Annotated in this window: 21 protein-coding genes and 2 tRNA genes; 11 read left to right on the forward strand and 12 right to left on the reverse strand. The window is 40.4% G+C overall.

Going from position 1 to position 22804, the window contains the following annotated elements; all coding sequences use genetic code 11:
- Positions 1–67 precede the first annotated feature (67 nt).
- Positions 68–1900, forward strand: coding sequence for a phosphoenolpyruvate carboxykinase (GTP) (locus tag FTU75_RS05915; RefSeq protein ID WP_180007483.1), 1833 nt, complete (start codon positions 68–70; stop codon positions 1898–1900).
- Between the two features lie 80 nt (positions 1901–1980).
- Here FTU75_RS05915 and glpD read toward each other — a convergent pair whose 3' ends face one another.
- Entirely contained in the window at positions 1981–3498 is a 1518-nt protein-coding gene (gene glpD, locus FTU75_RS05920; protein WP_180115378.1) for a glycerol-3-phosphate dehydrogenase, read from the reverse strand.
- Between the two features lie 343 nt (positions 3499–3841).
- Here glpD and FTU75_RS05925 point away from each other — a divergent pair, with 343 nt between their 5' ends.
- From FTU75_RS05925 to FTU75_RS05935, 3 genes are all read left to right on the forward strand, one after another.
- Positions 3842–5161, forward strand: a complete 1320-nt coding sequence (locus tag FTU75_RS05925) for an MFS transporter (protein WP_078192971.1) — start codon at positions 3842–3844, stop codon at positions 5159–5161.
- A gap of 288 nt (positions 5162–5449) precedes the next feature.
- Positions 5450–6769 carry an MFS transporter gene (locus FTU75_RS05930; RefSeq protein ID WP_078190125.1) on the forward strand — a complete coding sequence of 440 codons (1320 nt, stop codon included), beginning with the start codon at positions 5450–5452 and terminating at the stop codon, positions 6767–6769.
- Between the two features lie 198 nt (positions 6770–6967).
- Positions 6968–7420: a hypothetical protein gene (locus tag FTU75_RS05935; RefSeq protein WP_180115456.1), complete on the forward strand. Its 453-nt coding sequence runs from the start codon at positions 6968–6970 to the stop codon at positions 7418–7420.
- 43 nt (positions 7421–7463) lie between these two features.
- Here FTU75_RS05935 and FTU75_RS05940 read toward each other — a convergent pair whose 3' ends face one another.
- Positions 7464–8132 carry a methyltransferase gene (locus FTU75_RS05940; protein WP_180003940.1) on the reverse strand — a complete coding sequence of 223 codons (669 nt, stop codon included), beginning with the start codon at positions 8130–8132 and terminating at the stop codon, positions 7464–7466.
- A 237-nt stretch (positions 8133–8369) separates the two neighbouring features.
- A complete protein-coding gene (folD, locus tag FTU75_RS05945) occupies positions 8370–9218 on the reverse strand; it encodes a bifunctional methylenetetrahydrofolate dehydrogenase/methenyltetrahydrofolate cyclohydrolase FolD (protein WP_078189885.1) in 849 nt (282 codons plus the stop codon).
- A 152-nt stretch (positions 9219–9370) separates the two neighbouring features.
- Here folD and FTU75_RS05950 point away from each other — a divergent pair.
- Positions 9371–9444: transfer RNA gene (locus FTU75_RS05950), tRNA-Cys, on the forward strand.
- A 10-nt stretch (positions 9445–9454) separates the two neighbouring features.
- A tRNA-Leu gene (locus FTU75_RS05955) sits at positions 9455–9540 on the forward strand.
- A gap of 498 nt (positions 9541–10038) precedes the next feature.
- Here the strand turns inward: FTU75_RS05955 and FTU75_RS05960 are convergent.
- On the reverse strand, positions 10039–11031 hold the full coding sequence (locus tag FTU75_RS05960) for an NAD(P)H-quinone oxidoreductase (protein ID WP_180115379.1): 993 nt from the start codon (positions 11029–11031) through the stop codon (positions 10039–10041).
- 132 nt (positions 11032–11163) lie between these two features.
- Between FTU75_RS05960 and FTU75_RS05965 the strand changes: the two genes are divergently transcribed.
- The gene (locus FTU75_RS05965; RefSeq protein ID WP_180115380.1) at positions 11164–11514 is read left to right on the forward strand and encodes a co-chaperone YbbN; all 351 of its coding nucleotides are present in this window, start codon (positions 11164–11166) and stop codon (positions 11512–11514) included.
- Positions 11515–11527: 13 nt separating this feature from the next.
- Here the strand turns inward: FTU75_RS05965 and FTU75_RS05970 are convergent, their stop codons facing one another.
- The 8 genes from FTU75_RS05970 to cysD form a co-directional block, all read right to left on the reverse strand.
- A complete protein-coding gene (locus tag FTU75_RS05970) occupies positions 11528–11788 on the reverse strand; it encodes a DUF2798 domain-containing protein (protein WP_180115381.1) in 261 nt (86 codons plus the stop codon).
- Positions 11789–11801: 13 nt separating this feature from the next.
- A complete protein-coding gene (locus tag FTU75_RS05975) occupies positions 11802–12119 on the reverse strand; it encodes a DUF3861 domain-containing protein (protein ID WP_180115382.1) in 318 nt (105 codons plus the stop codon).
- Positions 12116–12637: a PadR family transcriptional regulator gene (locus FTU75_RS05980; protein ID WP_180115383.1), complete on the reverse strand. Its 522-nt coding sequence runs from the start codon at positions 12635–12637 to the stop codon at positions 12116–12118. Before FTU75_RS05980 ends, FTU75_RS05975 begins: the two co-directional genes overlap by 4 nt.
- A 106-nt stretch (positions 12638–12743) precedes the next feature.
- Positions 12744–13046 (reverse strand): hypothetical protein, encoded by a 303-nt coding sequence (locus FTU75_RS05985; RefSeq protein WP_180115384.1) that lies wholly within the window; start codon positions 13044–13046, stop codon positions 12744–12746.
- Positions 13043–13666, reverse strand: a complete 624-nt coding sequence (locus FTU75_RS05990) for a nucleotidyltransferase domain-containing protein (protein WP_180115385.1) — start codon at positions 13664–13666, stop codon at positions 13043–13045. Before FTU75_RS05990 ends, FTU75_RS05985 begins: the two co-directional genes overlap by 4 nt.
- 4 nt (positions 13667–13670) lie before the next feature.
- Entirely contained in the window at positions 13671–14597 is a 927-nt protein-coding gene (locus FTU75_RS05995) for a pentapeptide repeat-containing protein (protein ID WP_180115386.1), read from the reverse strand.
- An 88-nt stretch (positions 14598–14685) separates the two neighbouring features.
- Entirely contained in the window at positions 14686–16299 is a 1614-nt protein-coding gene (gene cysN, locus FTU75_RS06000) for a sulfate adenylyltransferase subunit CysN (RefSeq protein ID WP_180115387.1), read from the reverse strand.
- 165 nt (positions 16300–16464) lie between these two features.
- Positions 16465–17379: a sulfate adenylyltransferase subunit CysD gene (gene cysD / locus FTU75_RS06005; protein WP_078189893.1), complete on the reverse strand. Its 915-nt coding sequence runs from the start codon at positions 17377–17379 to the stop codon at positions 16465–16467.
- Between the two features lie 321 nt (positions 17380–17700).
- Here cysD and FTU75_RS06010 point away from each other — a divergent pair, with 321 nt between their 5' ends.
- The 4 genes from FTU75_RS06010 to pgaB all read left to right on the forward strand — a co-directional run bounded on the left by FTU75_RS06010 (position 17701) and on the right by pgaB (position 22799).
- A complete protein-coding gene (locus FTU75_RS06010; RefSeq protein ID WP_111884395.1) occupies positions 17701–18243 on the forward strand; it encodes a hypothetical protein in 543 nt (180 codons plus the stop codon).
- A 465-nt stretch (positions 18244–18708) separates the two neighbouring features.
- Positions 18709–19347: a YqiJ family protein gene (locus FTU75_RS06015; RefSeq protein WP_180007473.1), complete on the forward strand. Its 639-nt coding sequence runs from the start codon at positions 18709–18711 to the stop codon at positions 19345–19347.
- Positions 19348–19523: 176 nt separating this feature from the next.
- A complete protein-coding gene (locus FTU75_RS06020; protein ID WP_078189896.1) occupies positions 19524–21236 on the forward strand; it encodes a flotillin family protein in 1713 nt (570 codons plus the stop codon).
- Between the two features lie 306 nt (positions 21237–21542).
- Positions 21543–22799, forward strand: coding sequence for a poly-beta-1,6-N-acetyl-D-glucosamine N-deacetylase PgaB (gene pgaB, locus FTU75_RS06025; RefSeq protein WP_180115388.1), 1257 nt, complete (start codon positions 21543–21545; stop codon positions 22797–22799).
- Positions 22800–22804: the final 5 nt, after the last annotated feature.

A 22804-nucleotide genomic window follows, 5' to 3' on the forward strand; every position in this document is an offset into this window, starting at 1 on the left:
GCATGATGTATCCCATGATGCAGATTATACTTTGTACGGTTAGTACATTTTTGAGATAGGCCTCACCATGACCCAAGTGAACGCACCAGAATTCGTTCGTCACCCTAAGCTCATTGCTTGGGTGGAAGAAATTGCCAAATTAACCAAACCAGCAAAAATCGAATGGTGTGACGGTAGCGCAGAAGAATATCAACGTTATATCGACTTGATGATCGCTAACGGCACTATGCAAGAACTTAACCAAGAAAAACATCCTGGTTCTTACCTTGCTAATTCTGATCCTTCTGACGTTGCTCGTGTTGAAGGTCGTACTTACATCTGTTCTGAAAAACAAGAAGATGCAGGCGCAACAAACAACTGGGAAGCTCCAGCTGAAATGCGTGCTCGTCTGAATGGTTTATTTGACGGTTCAATGAAAGGCCGTACTTTATACGTAGTTCCTTTCTCTATGGGTCCTTTAGGTTCTCATATTGCTCACATCGGTATCGAACTTACTGATTCTCCTTACGTTGCTGTAAGCATGTCTAAAATGGCTCGTATGGGTAAAGCTGTTTATGACGTACTTGGTACTGACGGTGACTTCATTCCTTGCGTACACACTGTTGGTGCTCCGCTTGAAGAAGGTCAAAAAGACGTTGCTTGGCCTTGCAACCCTGAAAAATACATCGTTCATTATCCAGAAACTCGTGAAATCTGGTCTTACGGTTCTGGTTACGGCGGTAACGCATTGTTGGGTAAAAAATGCCTAGCTTTACGTATTGCATCTTCTATGGGTCGTCAACAAGGTTGGTTAGCTGAACACATGCTCATCCTTGGCGTGACTAACCCACAAGGCGAAAAACACTACATCGCAGCTGCATTCCCTTCTGCTTGTGGTAAAACAAACTTCGCGATGTTGATTCCACCAGCGGGTTACGAAGGTTGGAAAATTGAAACTGTAGGTGACGATATTGCTTGGATCAAACCAGGTGAAGATGGTCGTTTATATGCAATCAACCCTGAAGCTGGTTTCTTCGGTGTAGCACCTGGTACAAATACCAAGACTAACCCGAACTGTATGGCGACTCTTCATAAAGACGTAATCTATACTAACGTTGCTGTAACTGACGAAGGTGAAGTATGGTGGGAAGGTCTTACTAAAGAAGCGCCTGCTAACTTGACTAACTGGAAAGGTCAACCACACACCGGCGAAGAAAAAGCAGCTCATCCAAATGCTCGTTTCACTGTTTCAGCTGGTCAGTGTCCTTCTATTGATGCTGACTGGGAAAATCCAGCAGGTGTTCCAATTTCTGCGTTCATCTTCGGTGGTCGTCGTGCAGACACAGTGCCTCTAATTTCAGAAGCATTTGACTGGGTTGACGGTGTTTACAAAGCTGCAACTATGGGCTCTGAAACAACTGCTGCTGCTGTTGGTCAACAAGGTATCGTTCGTCGTGACCCATTCGCAATGCTTCCATTTGCGGGTTACAACATGGCTGACTACTTCTCTCACTGGTTAGAACTTGGTGAAGAAGTTGCTGCTAAAGCTAAAGCTGCTGGCAACAAACTTCCTGGTATCTACAACGTGAACTGGTTCCGTCGTGATGCTGAAGGTAACTTTGTATGGCCTGGTTTCGGTCAAAACATGCGTGTTCTTGAGTGGATCATTGACCGTTGTGAAGGTCGTGCAGACGCTGTTGAAACACCTATCGGCCTTGTTCCAACATACGAACAATTGAACTGGACTGGTTCAGACTTCACTAAAGAGCAATTCGAGCTTGTAACTTCTCAAGATAAAGATCAATGGATCAAAGAACTTGAAAGCCACACTGAATTGTTTAACAAACTTGGTGATCGCTTACCAAAAGCACTTAAAGTACGTCAAGACGAACTTTTAGAAGCTGTAAAAAAATCTGCTTAATCGGCCTTTAATTTCCCTCCTTGAAAAGAGGGATTAAGAAAGATTTAAAAGACCGCCTTGCGCGGTCTTTTTTATATCAACTAAGCCACATCTTGAGCTTTTTGCTTTATACGTATTGCCATTAAGTACTCGTCCAAAACATCAACTTCAGATGCACTGAATTGCAAATATAACTTTGTGCGTCTTTGCAAAATATCTTCAGAGCTTCTCGCCCACTCATGCTCAACCAAATAATCTACTTCTTGAGCATACAAGCCATGCCCGAAGTTTTGCCCAAGCTCATCAATCGAAGTTAAATGATTTAGCAATATCCAGACACGTGTCCCATAAGCATGCGCCCAACGACTTGCTAGACTGCTTGAAACACCTTTAACATTTTGTTGGATTTCAACTATCAACTGCTCGATTGATTCTAAATTTTCCGCACCAGGTAATGCTGTATCAGCAGTCCAAGGCTTGGATCGATGATGAAAAACAGTTTTAAGTTGATCTAGCGCCGCTTCTGCGAGTTTTCGATAGGTGGTGAGCTTGCCACCAAAGATTGAAAGTAATGCAGCACCTTCTACATCGGTCAGTGCTAATGTGTAATCTCGCGTGACTGCTGCTGGATTATCTGATTCATCATCACACAGCGGACGCACACCTGAATAAGTTGAAATGATGTCCGTTTGCGTCAATTGAGTTTTAAAGTGATCATTTGACACATCAAGCAAGTAATCGATTTCTTCTTGGCTTATCTTTACTCGATTTGGGTCTGCATGATATTCACGATCTGTCGTGCCGATCAGAGTAAATTGTTCTAAATAAGGGATTGCAAAGACAATGCGATGATCATCATTTTGCATAATAAAAGCTTTATCACCTTCAAAGAGGTTTGCAACGATGATATGGCTACCTTGTATTAAGCGTATACCATAAGGTGACTCTTGCTTTAAACCCTGTTTTATAAAGTCAGCGACCCAAGGACCTGCCGCATTCACCAATACTTTAGCCTGCACATTTTGCAAACCGTTGGCATTTTTTAAACACACTTGCCAAATGCCAGCTTTACTGTATGCATTTAAACATTCTGTTCGAGTCAGAACCTGTGCACCAAATTCGCGTGCTTGTATCGCATTGAGTACAACCAAGCGTGCATCATCCACAGCGCAGTCGGAATATTCAAACCCTCGGGTAAATCTGGGTGCTAAAGGACTAACTTCCACATCAAATTCAATTCCATTGGAGCCTGCAAGCTGTTCTCGCTTACCCAAATAATCATAAAAGAATAATCCAGTACGAATTAGCCAAGCCGGACGTAAATGCGGTTCATGTGGCATGATAAAACGCATCGGTCGAATAATATGGGGGGCTTTTTTAAGCAGAACTTCGCGTTCTGCCAGTGCTTCTCGTACCAAACGAAATTCTTTATGTTCTAAATAGCGAAGACCACCATGAATTAATTTGCTACTCGCAGATGAAGTGTGGCTCGCGAGATCGTCTTTTTCACAGAGTAAAACACTTAAACCACGCCCCGCTGCATCACAAGCAATACCAACACCATTGATTCCACCACCAATGACCACCATGTCATATATTGATTGTTGTTGTGTATTCATCGCTCCCTCCCACTATGTCTTTTTTATTCAACAATGCATCGCTTTCTTTGCTTTATTATTTTTCTCATTGATCATGATTTTTTGATCAAGATACCTATTTTGATCAAGATATCTGTACGCTGAGTTTTTTATATCCTTCAATAAATGAGAAGTTATATTTTAAATGTACGTTTAAACAATTGCTGGCTCAAGCATGAAATCAATCATTTTATATACAAACCCTTATTCAAAGCAAAATTCATGACAAGCCGTTGATTTGTACACTTTTTCAACAAAACCTCTTTTTTAGTTTACATTTCATGCTTTTCGATACGCATAAGATATTTTCACACAATAAAAAAAGATGGATTTTAAAATGACGGAAGAAATTGTTACTCAATCAAATTTAGATACAAAGACCCGAGTAAAATCCATTCTCGGAGGTTCAGCAGGTAATCTTGTTGAATGGTACGATTGGTATGTCTATGCGGCATTCACCCTCTATTTCGCCCATGCTTTTTTCCCTCAGGGCAGCCAGACTGCACAGCTTCTCCAAGCTGCGGCCATCTTTGCAGTCGGTTTCCTCATGCGACCCATTGGTGCATGGATTATGGGGATCTATTCAGACAAAAAAGGTCGAAAGTCAGGTTTAACCCTCTCCGTCACACTCATGTGTATCGGCTCATTGATGATTGCCATTTCTCCAACGCATGACCAAATTGGTATTTTGGCGCCGATTATTCTTGTGGTTGCACGACTAATTCAAGGTTTAAGTGTCGGCGGTGAATATGGTGCCAGTGCTACCTACCTCAGTGAAATGGCTGACCGCGACCGTCGTGGTTTTTTTTCAAGCTTTCAATATGTGACACTGATTGCAGGTCAGTTGACTGCACTGTGCGTACTACTTATTTTGCAATGGTTGCTGACAGAAGAACAATTGCATGATTGGGGCTGGCGTATTCCGTTCTTTATTGGTGCGTGCTTAGCGGTAGTGGTTTTCCGTATTCGACGTGGCCTGCTAGAAACCCAGTCCTTCAAAAATGCACAAGAGCAAAAGGACCAGCCTGAATCAGGCTTATTTTCTCTATTTAAGCATTATCCGAAAGAAGCATTCACGGTGTTATTTTTAACAGCTGGGGGTACATTGGCTTTTTATACCTACACCACCTATTTGCAAAAATATCTGGTCAATACCTCTGGCTTTAGTAAACCTGAGGCCACACAAATCACCACCTTAGCGCTGTTTATTTTTATGTGCTTACAGCCACTTGCAGGCGGTCTATCCGATAAAATTGGTCGTAAGCCTCTAATGATCGCCTTCGGGATCTTAGGGGTGCTGTTCACCTATGTTCTATTTAGTGCCTTAGGACAAACTCAAGATTATTGGACCGCATTTTGGCTCTGTCTCGCAGGTCTAGTGATTGTCACGGGATACACCTCGATCAATGCGGTTGTAAAAGCAGAAATGTTCCCTGCACATATTCGTGCATTGGGTGTTGCGCTGCCTTATGCACTTGCAAATACCATATTTGGTGGTACGGCAGAATTCTTTGCGCTAAGTTTTAAAGAAGCTGGTCACGAGTCATGGTTTTTCATCTATGTAACCATCATGATTTTTATTTCGTTATTGGTCTACGTCTTTATGAAAGATACCAAACACCACTCCAAAATTCAGGAGCATTGATCAGGGTCATTTGAAGATGACTTATCGATCAAACTGATCAAAAACAGCATGTTTTTTTCAATCTAAGCCTCAACTTATGAGGCTTTGTTGTTTTCATTTAGTCGTGAAAAATGTATCTGTTTAAAAAAATCGCATTTTATAGACTAAAGTCGCATGATTTTCTGCGACAACAGGAGTATAAATTAAATAAATATAGTTCCATCTCCCATTTCGACAAAATATATTGATTTAAACTTTTCCCAAAGAGTTTAAATGGATATGTTTTGCATTCATTCCTTGGAGAATGATGTGTCAAACTCATCTGAGCCAGTTGTTCCTGAACAATTGGATAGAAAAACTCGTGTCAAATCTATCCTCGGCGGATCTGCCGGCAACCTCGTTGAATGGTACGACTGGTATGTCTACGCTGCCTTTACCCTTTACTTTGCACCGCAATTTTTCCCTGACGGTGACAATACTGTAAAACTCTTACAAGCAGCTGCAGTCTTTGCACTCGGTTTCTTAATGCGTCCAATCGGCGCATGGGTCATGGGTATTTATGCTGACCGTAAAGGTCGTAAAGCAGGTTTAACGCTGTCTGTATCGTTGATGTGTGTCGGCTCACTGATGATCGCATGTGCACCAACCTACGATTCTGTAGGGATGCTCGCACCCGCTATTCTACTTTTAGCGCGTTTACTCCAAGGCTTAAGTGTCGGCGGTGAATATGGCTCTAGTGCGACCTATTTGACTGAAATGGCAGGTAAAAACCATCGCGGTTTCTTCTCAAGTTTCCAATATGTCACACTGATTTCAGGTCAGCTATTGGCACTTTGCGTTTTAATTATCTTGCAACGCAATTTCTCAGAACAAGCTTTAACTGAATGGGGCTGGCGTGTTCCCTTCTTCATCGGTGCGTTGCTCGCTATTGTGGTGTTCTGGATTCGTCGCGGTTTAGTTGAAACTCAATCCTCTAAAGAAGCTCAAGAACAAGCTAAAAATGGTGGTCCAAAATCAGGTGCTTTAGCGTTATTTACCAAATACCCTAAACAAGCCTTCACTGTGATCATGTTGACTGCCGGTGGTACTTTAGCGTTCAACACTTTTACCACATATTTACAAAAATATTTGGTCAACACGTCTGGCTTTGAAAAAACCACAGCAACTGAAATTACCACTGCTGCAATTTTCATCTTCATGCTTTTACAACCTGCGGTCGGTGCGCTTTCAGATAAGATTGGTCGTAAGCCAATTATGATCGCCTTTGGTGTGCTTGGTGTGCTATTTACCATTCCAATTTTCAATGGTATCGGTTCTACGACTAGCCCAACCACAGCATTTATGCTTTGCATGAGTGGTATGGTGATTGTCACTGGTTATACTGCGATTAATGCTGTAGTGAAAGCAGAGTTGTTCCCTGCACACATCCGTGCCTTAGGTGTTGCATTGCCTTATGCCATTGCAAATACACTCTTTGGTGGTACCGCAGAACTTGTGGCTTTGAGCTTCAAAAATGCAGGCCATGAAAACTACTTCTTCTACTATATTACGTTCATGATTGGTTTATCTTTGATCACGTATGTCTTCATGAAAGATACGAAAAAACATAGCATGATCACTGACGATTAATTCGCTCAGCCCTGCTATTCCACTTAAGCTCATCAAAGCCTATTTTGATGAGCTTTTTTTATATCAATTTCCATCTACTCATCGTTTCGGCTGCATCAAAGATTTAATCAAACTTCTTTGGCTTTCTTTGTTTTCGCCATCGAGTCGACAGACGGACTATGGCATACTGAGCATACAAATAAAGACGGCGAATGAATGATGAAAAATATTTACAAAGTTTTAAGTTTGAGTATTGTTGCAATGTCGATGGCTGCTTGCCAAAGCACTCCACGTGCTTTTAATGGTCAAACGGGCTTTCAAATAGAGTCCAAATCTGCAGATAGCGCAACACTTGCATATACTTTAGCGGGTCGCCAAAACCAACAACTGGATGCCAATAAATTACAACGTGCTTGCCAAAAAGTATTAAATACGCAAAAGACCTATAAATTACAAATCTTAAGCGTGAACGAAATTGCAAATCCTGCTTTGGAAAATACCCAGTACGGCCGTCAAATTGGTAATACACGTGCGAACTTTGGACTGTCAAATACCCCAGACCTACGTAACTCTGAAAACTTAGGCGCGCGTGATGCACTCGATGCTCGCCCTGCCACCTTACGTGTGGTTCGCTATACCTGTTCTTATTCAAATTTGCTGTTCAAAAGATAAAAATAAGACGCTTTAAGCGTCTTATTTTTTATGGGTTCAATATTTATAGGGTTTTATAAAAACTCACATTACGAAACTCAGGTGATTCATCCAAATCAGGCCATGTCGTCGCGCTTCGTTCATCGAGTTTTTCATATTTAGGATGACTAAAGTTTTTCACACGACTATCTGCCACCCACACTTCTGGAGCAAACTTTAAAAACTCATCCAAAAAGAAACGGTTGCATTGGTCATATAGCACATCGGCAGCCAATAAAATATCGACTTGTTCGGCTTTATACAGATCGTCCAAATATTCGAGTTCGACATTATTCAGCTCAGCATTCGCACGGCAGGCATCTAGGCTCACTTGGTCGATGTCACAGCAGATCACGCGTTTCGCCCCTGCCATTTTTGCTGCAATCGCCACCACGCCTGAACCTGCACCAAAGTCCAACACCACTTTATCTTTGACATGATGCGGCTCTGCCAACAACCACTGCGCCATTGCAAGCCCTGAAGCCCAACAAAAGATCCAATACGGCGTATCATTCCATATACGGCGAATGACTTCATCATCCAATTTATCGGTTGGAAATACCGGTGGGATCAACCATAGAGAAATAGGTGTTTCAGGCAACTGTTGAGCATGTAATTCACAATGCGGAATAACTTCATGCAGTGCTTTAAGGAGGTGCTCAGGGGCTTGGGGGAATTGGAAAGTACAGCTCATTGGAATTTTATTTTTCGAATATGCAGAGTTTTAGTGTCATAAAAGCCTAAATTAAGATCGGAAGTTCCCTCTCCTTTTAAAGGAGAGGATTAGGGAGAGGATTATTTATAAAAAAGCACCCTCACCCCAACCCTCTCCCACAGGGAGAGGGAGCAGCATAGAATCAATTTGAGACGATCAGTTCCCTATACTTTTAGGAGATGAGAAGCACTGCTTCGCAAGGGAGAGGTCTAAAGATTAACCCAACGCTTTTTCAGCAGCTTCAACAGTTTGACGAATCAATGTTGTGATTGTCATTGGACCTACGCCACCCGGTACTGGTGTATAAGCAGAAGCAATTTCTTCGATACCCACCAATTGGATATCACCTACACCGCCGCCATCACGTGGATGAAAGCCAGCATCAACAACCACTGCACCTGGTTTGATCCAATCTTTTTGAATCAATTCAGCTTTACCTACCGCACCTACAATAATGTCAGCTTGTTTAACAAAGTCAGCTAAGTTTTGAGTACGTGAGTGGCAAGTGGTCACTGTTGCATTCGCTTCAAGTAGCATCGCAGACATTGGTTTACCCAAAATTGCAGAACGACCCACAACAACCGCGTGTTTCCCTGCGATTTCAATATTGTTTTCTTTTAGAATGGTCATGATACCTGCAGGAGTCGCAGAACCATATGCTGCTTCACCCATTGCCATACGACCAAAACCTAAGCAAGTTACGCCATCTACGTCTTTTTCAAGAGAGATCGCATCGAAACATGCACGCTCATCAATTTGAGCAGGTACTGGGTGTTGTAACAAAATACCGTGAACATCTGGGTTTGCATTTAATTTTTCAATTTCAGCAAGTAATTGTTCAGTTGTGGTTTCTTTAGGAAGCTCAACTTTTAATGAATCCATACCAACACGGCGGCAAGCATTCCCTTTCATACGTACATAAGTTGCAGATGCACCATCGTCACCTACCAAAATAGTCGCAAGAATTGGGGTACGACCAGTTTTCTCTTTTAGCGCTTCTACGCGAGTCAACAAGTCAGCTTCAATTTTCTTCGCCAATGCACGACCATCTAAAACTAATGCCACGGCACTTCTCCAAGTGATGATATGAATCAATTTTGCACATAATACATGATTATTTTAAATTTTTTACCTTGTATGCTGCTTTTATGCTCATACAGATGAATCTGCTATTGTTTTTTTTTCAGAGCTTGCTAATATACGCATCAACAAGACATGGCGGGGTGGCAGAGTGGTCATGCAGCGGACTGCAACTCCGTGTACGCCGGTTCGATTCCGACCTCCGCCTCCAATCTTGTTAAGCCCGAGTGGTGAAATCGGTAGACACAGGGGATTTAAAATCCCCCGCCCACAAAGCGTGCCAGTTCGAGTCTGGCCTCGGGCACCATTCTTCTTCTACTGAAGATGGTGTAATAAAGAACCCAGCGATAAGCTGGTTTTTTTATGCCTAAAATTTAGCAACAGATGTTACGCACGTAAAAGTAATTTCACATTATTTACCGATATTTAAATCTACTCGACAGAGTCTTACATCTAGGGATTGAATAAAGGGATTAGCCTTCGGCTGGAGGTACTTTTGTTTCGGCAAAATGAGAAGCGAAGCTTCGCAAGGAAACCATCTTGCGGTGCAATGCACCTCACCGACAAAACTCGTTCACTAGCGTCTACTTATTCAAAGTATTGCAAAAACATTTTTGATTAAAAACAACCCTGTCTCATACACTTGCGGATGACCTTACCGCGTATCATTCTTTTATTTGAATCAAATTGTGCTTTTGATGTTACTGCGTCAAATCAGATAGGAATACAATAAAAAAGAGGGACATTGCCCTCCTTAATTATTTTAAAACACCCTACAAATACAGCGTGTTTTAAAAAGAAAACTTTAGATCACTTCAACCACAATCTTACCCACATGGTCGCCTGTATCCATGGCTGCATGTGCTTCTTGAATTTGGTCAAACTTAAATGTTTTGTAAATCATTGGCAAGCATTCACCTTTAGACCATAATGGAACAACATTTTCCTGAATGCCTTTAGCAATCTCTGCTTTTTCTGCAGTATTACGCGCACGCATGGTTGAGCCTGTAATGGTCAAACGCTTCATCATGATTTGACCCAACTTCACTTCTTTGGCTTTTGCACCACCTAAGAAGGCGATATAGACCAAACGACCATCACGACGTAATAGATTGAGGTTCTGTGCTAAATACGGTGCACCCACGATATCTAAAATCACATCGACGCCTTGCTCATTGGTCGCTTCATTAATCACTTGCTCAAAGTCTTGAGTTTTATAGTTAATGGCATGCGTGATATCAGAGATCGCTGCCACTTTTTCATCTGAACCTACCGTCGCAAAGGTTTTCATACCTAAAGCATTACACAACATAATCGCTGTAGTACCAATACCGCTAGTACCGCCATGAATAAGTACCGTTTCACCTGCTTTGGCTTTACCCATTTGGAATACATTTGCCCAAACTGTAAAAAACGTTTCAGGAATGGCCGCTGCTTGAGTAAAGCTCACACCTTCAGGAATACTCAAGGTTTGGCTTTCAGGTACAACACAATACTCAGCATAACCGCCACCATTGGTTAGGCCACAGACTTTATCACCCACTTTAAACAAAGTGACATCTGCACCCACAGCAACTACTTCACCCGCCACTTCCAGACCCGGTACTGGTGTTACCCCTTTCGGCATTGGGTACAAGCCTTGGCGCTGTAAAATGTCTGGACGGTTAATACCAAAGGCATGAACCTTTACTAGTACTTCATCAGATTTTGCAGTAGGCACGGCAACGCTTTCATAGGCCAATTTTTCTACGCCGCCCGGTTCAGTAATAATGACCTGTTGCATGCTTTGCTGTGACATTGTTTTTCCTTTTTCAATTATTGACTATTCATCTATCTCTGCACTATTTGAACATAGAAAGCATACAGATTGAATAACAATGGACTTATGTATAATTGGCTGACTATTTAGCAAATTAATAATAGGCAGCACATGGTTCAGGTTGTTGAATATAACGAAGATAACGCCAGCGACTATGAATGGTTCGATGGTTTTGCCGTGATTCGTTTCTATGCAGACTGGTGCGCGCCCTGTGTGCAGAACTTCCCTGTATTTGAGCAGTGCGCAAGTCAAATGTCCGCACAGCATGCACAGCTCAAATTTGGCAAGGTAAATATTGATTCCTCACCGATACTAACCTTGCGCTATAACGTTTATGGACTACCTTCAACCTTAGTATTTTATCGCGGGCAAGTCATTCAACGTATTGCAGGTGTCAAATCACTGACTGAATTAACAGCCATCATTCAAGATGCTATGCAGTCACACTCAATACATGACTAAATAGATGTGCCTTTTATTTGGATGCAGCCTCATTCGGCAGACGGACAAACTTCATTAGCGTATTACGCACCAATGGCAACACGATCAAAATGAGCGGAAAGACCATCATCCACGACATGCTCCATGCGCGCAGCCAAATGCCAAGAAAGCCTTCAACTAAGCCTTTATTCATCAGCATGTTAAAGCAGGAAATTGAACCGCTCATAATGCCGGACAAGATTAAGGGCATCAGCCAAGTCATGTGTTTGGGATGAAATTTTGGGAGTTGATTCATCTGTAAATACCTATTATTCGTCTTGGGCTGCATTCTGGGCTTTTACTGTTTGTTTTAGTGTTTTCATAAACTGGCCGAAATGCGGCATGAAATCTCTAAATAAAGGATGGTCTTTATTTTCCAGCAAAGTTTCACCAAACAGTTTCAGACCCACGGCAAAGGCTTTGGTTTTTTCATCATCTAACAATTGTGCTTTGATCAAATGCTCTAGCACCTTAAACATGTCATCATGGTTGTAAGCATTAAACTGCAAAGCTTCGGTATAGGTCGAAGGATTGCCCTGCGCATCAGCAATGTGTTTGAGCGTGATTTCATATTGATGCTGTTTCATTGTGTCACCTCCATACGGCTGATTTCGACTGCCGCCTGATCGATTTTTTCTGCAATGGCATACACCTGCTCGGGCGTCAGTTCACAGTGCTGAATTTTGATGCGTAGTGATGCTTTTAGGTTTTCCATCGCACGTTTGATATCGACATATTGTTCGTTGTTATGGATTTGCTTGCGGGTATCAAAACGGCACAGAATTTTCTCTACTGTGGCTTTTTCTGCATCTAGATGCGCTAAGCCTGACTGCGTGACGCTGTATTGTTTACGGTCTTCGGCATTTAGTTCTGCGTGTATGTATTGCTGTTCTTCTAAGTAATTCAGCGTTGGGTAAATTGTCCCTGTGCTTGGGCTGTAGCCACCGCCCACGATTGCACCGACATCTTTGATAATATCGTAGCTGAACTTAGGCGCTTGGGAGATGAGATGCAGTACCAATAGTTTCATGTGCCCTGCTTCAAACAGGCGTTTTCGGGTTTTGACTGGACTATCGTTACTATCGAGAAGGTCTGAGTTTGACATCGCAAAGATACACCTTAAGATTATTTAAGATATATCTTAATATATTTTTTAAAATTATCAAATTAATTTTATGTGATAAAAAAGCCACTGCTTAAGTGGCTTAAAATTAAGTTTTGTAAATATCAGCAATATGCCTTTCTAGAAACTTTATTTTTTCTACAGCTTCATTACTTTTAAATGCATATTCATCTGTGATTTGCTCTTGACTCTTAGTAGCTAGAAACAAAATTTTACTCGATAAATCAATCAAGATCTCATATGTTTGATCATAAACATCTGCATTGGCATGCTTCCATCTAGTAATACAACCATACGATAAGCTCGCTAATGGCTCATTAAAACGTAGTTTTTTATTAACAAAAGCAATGATATGCCTCTGTAAGTTTACTCGATTCTGAAATTCATTCATTTACAATCATCCAATAAACGTCTCATCCATTCATCAATTTTGTTAAAACACGAAATTAGTCTACTTGAATCTACTTCATTAGGGAACGTTCCTACTCCTCTTGTAGCAAGCAATCTTGCCAACTCAAGAGCTTTGTAATCTTCAATAGAAATTTGAATTGATTTTTTTCCAAGGTTAAGTGCTGAATTTCGCTGAAAATTTATTTGTCCTTTCGTTAATGAATAACAAGTAGCAAAATTACGAACTGATAAAAAAATAGTTGAGATATCAAAGAGAAATGAATCTCTCGTTATTTCAATATGTTTAACACTATCTAAAAAAATATTATAAAACTTATTTAAATCCTCCAATCCATTTTTATATGGTGAAGGCTCTCCGAGCCTTTTAATTAAATCATCAGCTTTACTAGAAAAAATTAATCTAGATTCTTTATACAAATGCCATGCAAATGGATTACCAATTTCCCAATATTCTTTTAAACGTTTTACTGTGTAGATAGAAAATTTATTTGGATCTAAATTTTCAAGATCTGATTTATTATCTGATATAGCAATTAGATCAATATCAGAATAAAAGTCAATCTCTCCACGGCAAATAGAACCAAATGCGTAAATATACATAAATTTATCTTCTACTTAAGCGCTTAACAAGAATTGATACAAAAAAGGCAAAAAGTACTAGGCGAGTAAACATAATAAAAGTGATAAAACCTTTAGCAAAATGATCTGCAGGCTCAATGTTAAAAAATACAGATAAAGAATTCTTTAATGAAGAATATAGATATTGGATAGAATCTCTCTGCGGCATACCTACATGATACATGTCATAAAGTACTATAATTAAAAGAACTATAATAAATGTTCTTAATAATTTCTCGATTTTCTCGCCATTCCCCCAGATAAAATCCCAAAAAACAAAACAAACTAACTTTAAAAAAGAAATACTTCGCTTTTTCCAACCACCATATTTCTTTTGATAATATTCATCTGGTGAGAATGAGGCATCCCATAAGTATTGTTTTGTTGCATGTAATTCATACAAAATTGCTTTATTTACATTTTCACTTTCACCTAACTGTTGAAAGTTTACTCTTAATGATTTTAGTAGCTTATATCTTAAATTTGATTCAACTGGTAAATTACCAAAAATAAAATCATCATCAATTACAGTTTTTTCAAAAATTGCATATCTAAAATCACATTTAACAAAACTTGTTCCTTGTAAATTACTATTAAAAATTTTTGCACCAAGAAATATACAACTATCAAAAGAACAATTTCTGAGGTACGCATGATCAAGAATACAATAACTAAAATCTACATTAAAAAACTTAGTATGAGGTGAAGCAACTACTCGTAAAAAGTGAGTATTTGAAAAACTAGCATTGTAAATTTCTTTTTCTTTAAAGTATTTATCAGTATGTGATCTTCTTACACTTTCTTGTAAAAAGTTCTGTTCACTTTCATCGCGAACTCTATTCAACTTATCAGAATAAGACTCATCTGTTTTTTTATCTACTTGTTTAACATTATTAGTAGCAGACTTTTCCATATAAATCTCAAACTATCTTCCTAATAAAATTATATATTTAATACAAAAAAAAACCACCTTTAAAGGTGGTTTTTAGAGTGATCAAGTCTTACAGACGAACCAACTCAACAATTTTCTCAGCAACTTCTTCAGCAGTCTCGACTGCATAAGTCACATCAGTGCCTTCAGTCGCATCTGTAATCACAACCACACCAGTTTCACGAACCAGCGCAACTTGCTCTACAGTTAAACCAGCTTTCGCAATTGCAACCACACCTTGCTGAATCAATAAGCTTTCAATCGCTTGCGCATTTTCAAGGGCTTTAGCAGTCACAGTTACAGCAGCAGGTTTTTGACCTAAACGTGCAGCACGCGCTTCAGCAGTAACAGGCTCGTTGTGTGCAGTCCATTCCACTGCAGACTCAACCATACCCGCACCAACAGTCACGTTGCTTAAACGGTCAATAAAGATGAATGAACCTGTGTAACGACTGTCTTGGTAACGGTCAAATACCACTGGCGCATCAAACTCAATCGTTACATCTGCAATCGCATTCAGTTCAAGCTGTTCAACTTCCGTTTTTTCCAATGTGTTTACATTGGTACGGTAGTTGATTTTAGCAACTTTCGCAGGAATAGTTTGTGTACCAAACTTCACGTTATATAGTTTGCCAACCACTAAAGGCGCATCTGTCATCCATACCACAGAGGCACGTGCAGAACGTGAAATGAGTGGCTGTTCGCCCGCTTTTACCAACACGTTACCGCGTGAAATATCAATTTCATCGTTCAGTGTTAAAGTCACCGCTTGACCTGCAACAGCATGGTCTAAGTTACCGTCAAAAGTTACGATTTCTTTAACAGTCGAAGACTTACCAGATGGTAATGCAGTAATGGTATCGCCAACTTTCACTTCACCAAGTGCGATCGTACCGCAGAAACCACGGAAGTCGAGGTTCGGACGGTTGACATACTGAACAGGGAAACGGAATTCGTGCTTGCTTGTATCATGCGAAATTTCAACAGTTTCCAAAGTCTCCATTAAAGTCTGACCTTGGTACCACGGCGTATTTGGTGATTTGTTTACAACGTTATCACCATTCAACGCAGAAATAGGCGTGAAGATAATGTTCGCAGGTTTACGGTCGCCCAATTGGTTTACGAACTCGTTGTACTCTGCTTGAATTTCATTGAAGCGCGCTTCAGAGAATTCAACCAAGTCCATCTTGTTCACTGCAACCACAATATTACGAATACCCAAAAGACTCGCAATAAATGAGTGACGACGAGTTTGCGTTTGAACGCCATAACGCGCATCAATCAAGATGATCGCTAAATCGGCAGTCGACGCACCAGTTGCCATGTTACGTGTGTACTGCTCATGCCCGGGGGTGTCAGCAATAATGAACTTACGTTTTTCAGTAGAGAAATAACGGTAAGCCACGTCAATGGTAATGCCTTGTTCACGCTCTGCTTGTAGACCATCGACAAGTAAAGCCAAGTCAGGCGCATCACCCGTAGTACCGACTTTTTTAGAGTCACGAGTCACAGCTTGTAATTGATCTTCATAAATCAATTTTGAATCGTAAAGCAAACGACCAATTAAAGTCGATTTACCGTCATCTACGTTACCGCAAGTCAGGAAACGTAGAAGGTCTTTATTTTCGTGTTGTTTTAAATACGCCAAGATGTCTTGGCTAATTAAATCTGATTGATGAGACATTGCTCAAAGCTCCACATATTCTTTTGAAATCGGTTTCTGAATCTTTTTAATCCCTCTAAATCTCCCTTTAAGAAAGGGAGACTTTGCTCCGTTCTTTCTCGGGAGCTCCCCCTCTTTAGTAAAGACGGGGAGCAGCACTGCTGCGCAAGGGAGATTATGAGATTCTTAGAAGTAACCTTCCTGCTTTTTCTTTTCCATCGAACCTGCTTCGTCATGGTCGATCATACGACCTTGACGTTCAGATGTGGTGGCTAAAAGCATCTCTTGGATAATTTCCGGTAAAGTTGTTGCAGTTGATTCAACCGCACCTGTAAGTGGGTAACAACCTAAAGTACGGAAACGCACCGATTTCATTTGTGGCACTTCACCTTCGTTTAAACGCATACGCTCATCATCAACCATGATCAGTGTACCGTTACGCTCAACCACTGGACGTTCAGCAGCCAAGTACAAAGGAACCAATTTAATATTTTCGAGGTAGATGTATTGCCAAATATCCAACTCAGTCCAGTTAGACAATGGGAACACACGAATACTTTCACCTTTGTTCACTTTACCGTTGTAAAGATTCCAAAGTTCAGGACGTTGGTTTTTAGGGTCCCAACGGTGTTTGGTATCACGGAATGAGTAAACACGTTCTTTGGCACGAGATTTCTCTTCGTCACGGCGCGCACCACCGAAAGCCGCATCAAACTGATATTTATCAAGCGCTTGTTTTAAGCCTTGAGTTTTCATAATGTCAGTATATTTTGAGCTACCGTAATCGAACGGATTCACGCCTGCGTCTTTACCTTCTTTGTTTTGATGCACGATCAAATCAAAGCCATGCTCTTTTGCCATGTTGTCACGGAAAGTAATCATGTCTTTAAATTTCCAACCCGTGTCTACATGCAGTAGTGGGAATGGAAGTTTGGCAGGATAGAATGCTTTTAAAGCAAGATGCAGCATGACCGCTGAATCTTTACCGATTGAATACAGCATGACTGGGTTTTCGAACTCAGCAGCAACTTCACGGATAATATGAATACTCTCAGCTTCAAGCTGTTTAAGATGAGTAAGTCTTTCCTCATTTAATGACATGGACAACACCAGCTTAGAATATGTGTACTTATTACACTTTTAAAGATATATATACATTATAGTGATTAAGCTTTCATAACGATTGCTTGTTTTGTGATATTGATATTCTTATTCGTCATATACAAATTGTCTGATACTGCTTATCAATTTTAATTAATTTAATACGATAGACTTATCAATTTCATTATTATTCTAGTCCGAGATCCGTAAGTTTACGCAATTTTTTATCAATTAACTAATCGCTAAATCCTCTAAACAATCGGTATTCAAACTCGCTCAAAGTACCTAAAGTAGCTATATCACTCTACAACAGTTATTGATATGCCATATAGTCACTACACGCTTGAAACCTTAAAGTCGCTGATTGAAGCAGCAGGTCTTGCTGGCTATATTTATCAGCATTCTTCACACATGCTTGTGCTCCAAGAAGCCTTAAATGATGACGGCAGCCCGCTGAATAACTTTATCCAACATGAGCTGAGTGCTGACCAAATTGGCCTTCAGTTCGGCCTACGACTTTTGGACAATAAACTCGAATTTTTGATTGGGGTGACTCACAGTAACCAAGATCGCGGCTACGAAATTGGCGCTGGCAATTTAAAGGCCGATCAACGCGCATTTAATCTGCTCTATGCTTTTTATAATTTTCCCAAAGCATTTCACTTAATCCATTTCCCGCTCGCAGCCAATAGCACCCAGTTAGAAGAAGAGATCGAAAAGCAATTGTTTCAACTTGAAAGCATGGGCTTTTTAGACACTGCGATTAAAACCAATCCGATGGGCGAACAAGTGAAGTGGATGAAAACCTTTATTGTTCAAGCGGCTTTAGATATGAAAGTACGCATTCAAACTTCATTGTTATAAAAACGGTTAAAGCCACCTAAAAATAGCTCTTTTGAACACCAGTTCAAATCTCCATATGACATCGAAAGTCACGGTAAAGCTCTCAGCACTGCCGTGACGGTTATAAATTTACATTTCCTAACATTGTTTTCTGTGCCTTTTAACAAGCCATTTTTCTCCGTTAAGCACGACCACTTATATATCTGCAATTAGACTGAAAATTTGATTGATCACAATGACTTAAATCTTAAATGGGTAAAGCAGAAATACTATTAACTTTAGATTTAGATAATCCTGACTTAATTGATCACCTATTTTTAAAGAAAAACTTAGTAATAGCTCACATAAAAGCCGACTTTTTGTTAATCTGATCTGTAATTTTTTTACACAATTTCGACAGATAATGTTATTTTATTTACTGAAAAAAATTCAGCCAGAATTATTTTTTTTTGATTTTTTATAAGCATAAATATAGAGATAAATATAATGTGGGAATTGTTTACTCACCCGTCTAATATCGTGTTTAGCATCAGTCTCTGTTTAATGTTCTTGTTTGGACTTTTTGAGATTGTGTTAACAATTTTAGGGGGTGGTTCTCAAGGCTTCTTAGATCAATTCCTACCTGAGGATGTTGGTCATAATGCAGAGCTAGGTGTAGATGCCGATGCAGGTATCGTGACACGTGTGCTCGATTGGTTGTATTTGGGTCGTATTCCACTGTTTGTATGGCTCATCATTTTCTTATGTGTCTATAGTTTATTGGGCTTTGCTATTCAAGCCATCGTTAACCAAATGACCAGTATGATGTTCAGTGCATGGATTATTGCACCAGCCTGTATTTTTCTGTGCATGCCCTTCGTACGTTTTAGCGCAATGCTCATTGCCCGTATTTTACCCCAAGATGAAACCACTGCCATTTATAGTGATGAATTGATCGGTAGAACGGCCACGATCATTTTGGGTGATGCACGACCCCAGTCTCCTGCTCAAGCCAAAGTCAAAGATCAACACGGATTGACCCATTATATTTTGGTTGAACCTGAACAAGATGAAATTTTCAGCCAAGGTCAATCAGTGGTTTTAACCCAAAAAACAAATGTAGGCTTTCAAGCCACAATGCTCTAAATTTTGAATGAATTGATGCTCGATCAGTTCTTCTAACACCATATAAATACATTTAACGCGTCATTCCTTCTGTAAATCTCGAAGTCATGATGAGTCAACAAAATACTGATTTTTAAACCAAACTTGTTAGCACTTTAGAGGGTTAGCTTGAACTACAACAAAAGAGATAAACGTCCATGTTAGACATTATTCCAAGCGGTATCCTTGTTTCAGTCGGGATAATTTTTGCCGCACTTATTTTTATTGGTTTTATTATTGCTCGACTTTATCGTCGCTCAAGTAAAGAAATTTCATTTGTGCGTACAGGCTTCGGCGGTGAAAAAGTGATTTTAGGTGGCGGTGCTATTGTGCTTCCTGTGCTGCATGAAATTATTCCAGTCAATATGAACACCCTACGTCTTGAAGTACGCCGTGCAGATGACCAAGCGCTGATTACACGTGACCGTATGCGTGTCGACGTGATGGCGGAGTTCTATGTCCGTGTGAAACCAACCGCAGATTCGATTGCTACCGCAGCACAAACGTTAGGTCAAAAGACCATGTCGCCAAATGAGTTAAAGAATTTGGTCGAAGGAAAATTTGTTGACTCATTGCGTGCAGTTGCCGCAGAAATGGCGATGGAAGAGTTGCATGAAAAACGTGTCGACTTCGTACAAAAAGTTCAGCAAGTGGTGTCTGAAGATTTACATAAAAACGGTTTGGAACTTGAAACTGTTTCATTAACTGGCTTAGACCAAACAGGCTTTAAATACTTTAACCCACAAAATGCGTTCGATGCTGAAGGTTTAACTAAACTGACAGAAACCATTGAAGACCGTCGTCGTAAACGTAATGCGATTGAACAAGATGCAGATCTTGCGATTAAGACCAAGAACTTAGAAGCAGAACAAGCACGTCTACAAATTTTGCGTGAAGAAGAATATGCAAAACTGCAACAAGAACGTGAAATTTCAGTTCGTCGTGCAGAACAGCTTGCAGAAATTGCATCACAAGAAGCTTCGAAAAAACGTGAAGCCGAAGAAGCGCGTATTGCTGCTGAACGTGAAGTTGACTTAAAGCGTATTACTGCTGCACGTGACGTTGAAAATCAAAATATTCAAAAGTCACAAATTATTCAGCAAGCCCAAGTGGAACAAAAGAAAACCATTGAGTTGGCTGAGCAAGACCGTGCCATTGCTATTGCAGAAAAATCTCGTGCTGAATCTGAAGCTAAAGCGCATGCCGATCAAGCCCGTGCTCAAGCGGTAAAAGCCGAAGAAGAAGTCATTACCGTTCGTCAAATCCAACAAGCTGAACGTCAAAAAGCTGTTGAATTGGTCTCTGCGAAAGAAAAAGCGGAGAAAGATGCGATTGCCATTACTGTCGCGGCTGAAGCGGGTAAACAAGCAGCCGCAGATGATGCAGAAGCGATTCGTATTGCAGCTGAAGCCGAAGCTGAAAAAGTTCGCTTAAAAGCCAAAGGTGAAGCTGACGCAAAAGTTCTCTTGGCTCAAGCGATGGAAAAACAATACCAAGTTGATGCTGAAGGTACACGTGCAGTGAACGAAGCAAACAACGTATTGTCATCTGAACAGGTTGAAATGCAAATTCGTTTAGCGATGCTGAAATACTTACCAGAAATCATTCGCGAAAGTGTTAAACCAATGGAAAACATTGATGACATTAAGATTTTGCAAGTAAATGGTCTAAATGGTGGTCATGCAGGTTCTTGCCAAGGTGATGCTCACCACGAAGGCAGCGGCAATGTTGCCTTATCAGACCAAGTGGTGAATAGTGCCTTACGCTACCGCAGCCAGGCCCCACTAATTGATAGCTTGATGAGTGAACTTGGTATCCAAGGTGGCGATATTAACGGTTTAACTCAGAGCTTAAACAAAAAAGCTGGTTAATTCGTTTTACACGCTAAAAAAACCGCAGCTTAATCCTGCGGTTTTTTTTATTGAGATCATCGACAAGGAAGACTTACGAGAGCTTAAAAAATTCGTTCAGTACCAAATCATGACTTTAAAATGATGAAATACTGGATCACAACAAAGTGCAAACCAAATCACACTTTTAAGAATAACCCTTCCCCTGCAATCTTGCTACAATCTTCAAATTCATCATATTCTGCTTAGCTGTACTTGCTAAAACGTGCAGCAAAATATGCGATGAAAACATTTACGAATGATAATACGCTCAGTGCAAGTATAAATATGACTTCTTCCTTAAATGCCGTTACTTCCCTACGCCCCTTTAAAAAATTAATAGGTCTAATGACCTGCTTCGGTTTGGTCTTTTCAGGCTGTAGCAGTGCTGAAACGGTACGTATTACCCACCACCCTATACAAGATTTGGTCAAGCAATATGCATCAGCCAATTCTGTACATCAAACCCTGACCAATAATACACAAAAGCCAAGTACTCCTGAACGTATGCGCATTATGCATATCGACTTAGATTATGTATATGATGTCAATCAGGCTCAACAAGAACAAAATATCCGCGCATTGATTGAACGTATCCGTCACATTGAAGCCAATATGATTTTTCTACAGGCTTTTGCAGACCCTGATGCCAATGGTTCGGCTGATGCTGTGTATTTTAAAAATCGCTATATCCCAATGCGCTCAGATTTATTTCAACGTGTTTTGCATGAGATACGACAGCAGACTCAAGTAAAAACCGTATATGCATGGCTGCCTTTAATTGCGTGGGAGTTTCCGAAACAATACCCTCTGCAATATGTAAAAAGCCAAAGTGAAAAAAAAGGTTATATTCGGATATCGCCCTTTGACCCGAGAAACCAACAATACACAGCAGAAATTTTTCTAGACTTTATTCAGCAAAATAAAGTAGATGGCATTCTTTATCATGACGATATCACTCTCAATGATTTTGAGGATAATAGTGCCGCAGCACTTCAGACATACAAAACGTGGGGCTTCGATCGACAATTGATTGGACAGCCAAAGCATGCGCAGCAGCTTGAATTTTCACGCTACAAAACCGCCTATTTAGACCAATTTGCTGAAGGCATCAGTCAGATTTTAAAACAGCAACAACCCGACTTACATTTTGCTCGCAATATGTATGCTGAAGCCGTGCTGAACCCGAACAGTGAAAAATGGTTTAGCCAGTCTAATGCCAGTACATATCAACATTATGATTACAACGCCATCATGGCCATGCCCTATATGGAAAAAGCAGATGACCATCGTCAGTTTTATTTAAACTTGATCGAGCGTGCCAAAAAATATGACCCCAATTTGAACCGTACCATTTTTGAACTCCAAGTGACCGATTGGAATCATCAAAAACCCATTTCCAATCAGGAGCTCACTGACACCATCCGTTTACTAGAACAACATGGTGTGCAACATATTGGGTATTATCCAGATGATTTCGTGCAAAATCATCCAGATGCACAGCAAATAAAAAAGGCATTTGCACCCGCCCTAGCTAAGGACTGATACCA

The organism is Acinetobacter sp. YH12140 (genome assembly GCF_013418475.1).
Lineage (GTDB): Bacteria > Pseudomonadota > Gammaproteobacteria > Pseudomonadales > Moraxellaceae > Acinetobacter > Acinetobacter amyesii.

Bases quoted from the DNA above. Each gene is read 5' to 3' on its own strand.
- FTU75_RS05915 (WP_180007483.1), top strand. From the start codon at position 68: ATGACCCAAGTGAACGCACCAGAATTCGTTCGTCACCCTAAGCTCATT.
- glpD (WP_180115378.1), bottom strand. From the start codon at position 3,498: ATGAATACACAACAACAATCAATATATGACATGGTGGTCATTGGTGGT.
- FTU75_RS05925 (WP_078192971.1), top strand. From the start codon at position 3,842: ATGGATTTTAAAATGACGGAAGAAATTGTTACTCAATCAAATTTAGAT.
- FTU75_RS05935 (WP_180115456.1), top strand. From the start codon at position 6,968: ATGAAAAATATTTACAAAGTTTTAAGTTTGAGTATTGTTGCAATGTCG.
- FTU75_RS05940 (WP_180003940.1), bottom strand. From the start codon at position 8,132: ATGAGCTGTACTTTCCAATTCCCCCAAGCCCCTGAGCACCTCCTTAAA.
- FTU75_RS05960 (WP_180115379.1), bottom strand. From the start codon at position 11,031: ATGTCACAGCAAAGCATGCAACAGGTCATTATTACTGAACCGGGCGGC.
- FTU75_RS05965 (WP_180115380.1), top strand. From the start codon at position 11,164: ATGGTTCAGGTTGTTGAATATAACGAAGATAACGCCAGCGACTATGAA.
- FTU75_RS05970 (WP_180115381.1), bottom strand. From the start codon at position 11,788: ATGAATCAACTCCCAAAATTTCATCCCAAACACATGACTTGGCTGATG.
- FTU75_RS05975 (WP_180115382.1), bottom strand. From the start codon at position 12,119: ATGAAACAGCATCAATATGAAATCACGCTCAAACACATTGCTGATGCG.
- FTU75_RS05980 (WP_180115383.1), bottom strand. From the start codon at position 12,637: ATGTCAAACTCAGACCTTCTCGATAGTAACGATAGTCCAGTCAAAACC.
- FTU75_RS05985 (WP_180115384.1), bottom strand. From the start codon at position 13,046: ATGAATGAATTTCAGAATCGAGTAAACTTACAGAGGCATATCATTGCT.
- FTU75_RS05990 (WP_180115385.1), bottom strand. From the start codon at position 13,666: ATGTATATTTACGCATTTGGTTCTATTTGCCGTGGAGAGATTGACTTT.
- FTU75_RS05995 (WP_180115386.1), bottom strand. From the start codon at position 14,597: ATGGAAAAGTCTGCTACTAATAATGTTAAACAAGTAGATAAAAAAACA.
- cysN (WP_180115387.1), bottom strand. From the start codon at position 16,299: ATGTCTCATCAATCAGATTTAATTAGCCAAGACATCTTGGCGTATTTA.
- cysD (WP_078189893.1), bottom strand. From the start codon at position 17,379: ATGTCATTAAATGAGGAAAGACTTACTCATCTTAAACAGCTTGAAGCT.
- FTU75_RS06010 (WP_111884395.1), top strand. From the start codon at position 17,701: ATGCCATATAGTCACTACACGCTTGAAACCTTAAAGTCGCTGATTGAA.
- FTU75_RS06015 (WP_180007473.1), top strand. From the start codon at position 18,709: ATGTGGGAATTGTTTACTCACCCGTCTAATATCGTGTTTAGCATCAGT.
- FTU75_RS06020 (WP_078189896.1), top strand. From the start codon at position 19,524: ATGTTAGACATTATTCCAAGCGGTATCCTTGTTTCAGTCGGGATAATT.
- pgaB (WP_180115388.1), top strand. From the start codon at position 21,543: ATGACTTCTTCCTTAAATGCCGTTACTTCCCTACGCCCCTTTAAAAAA.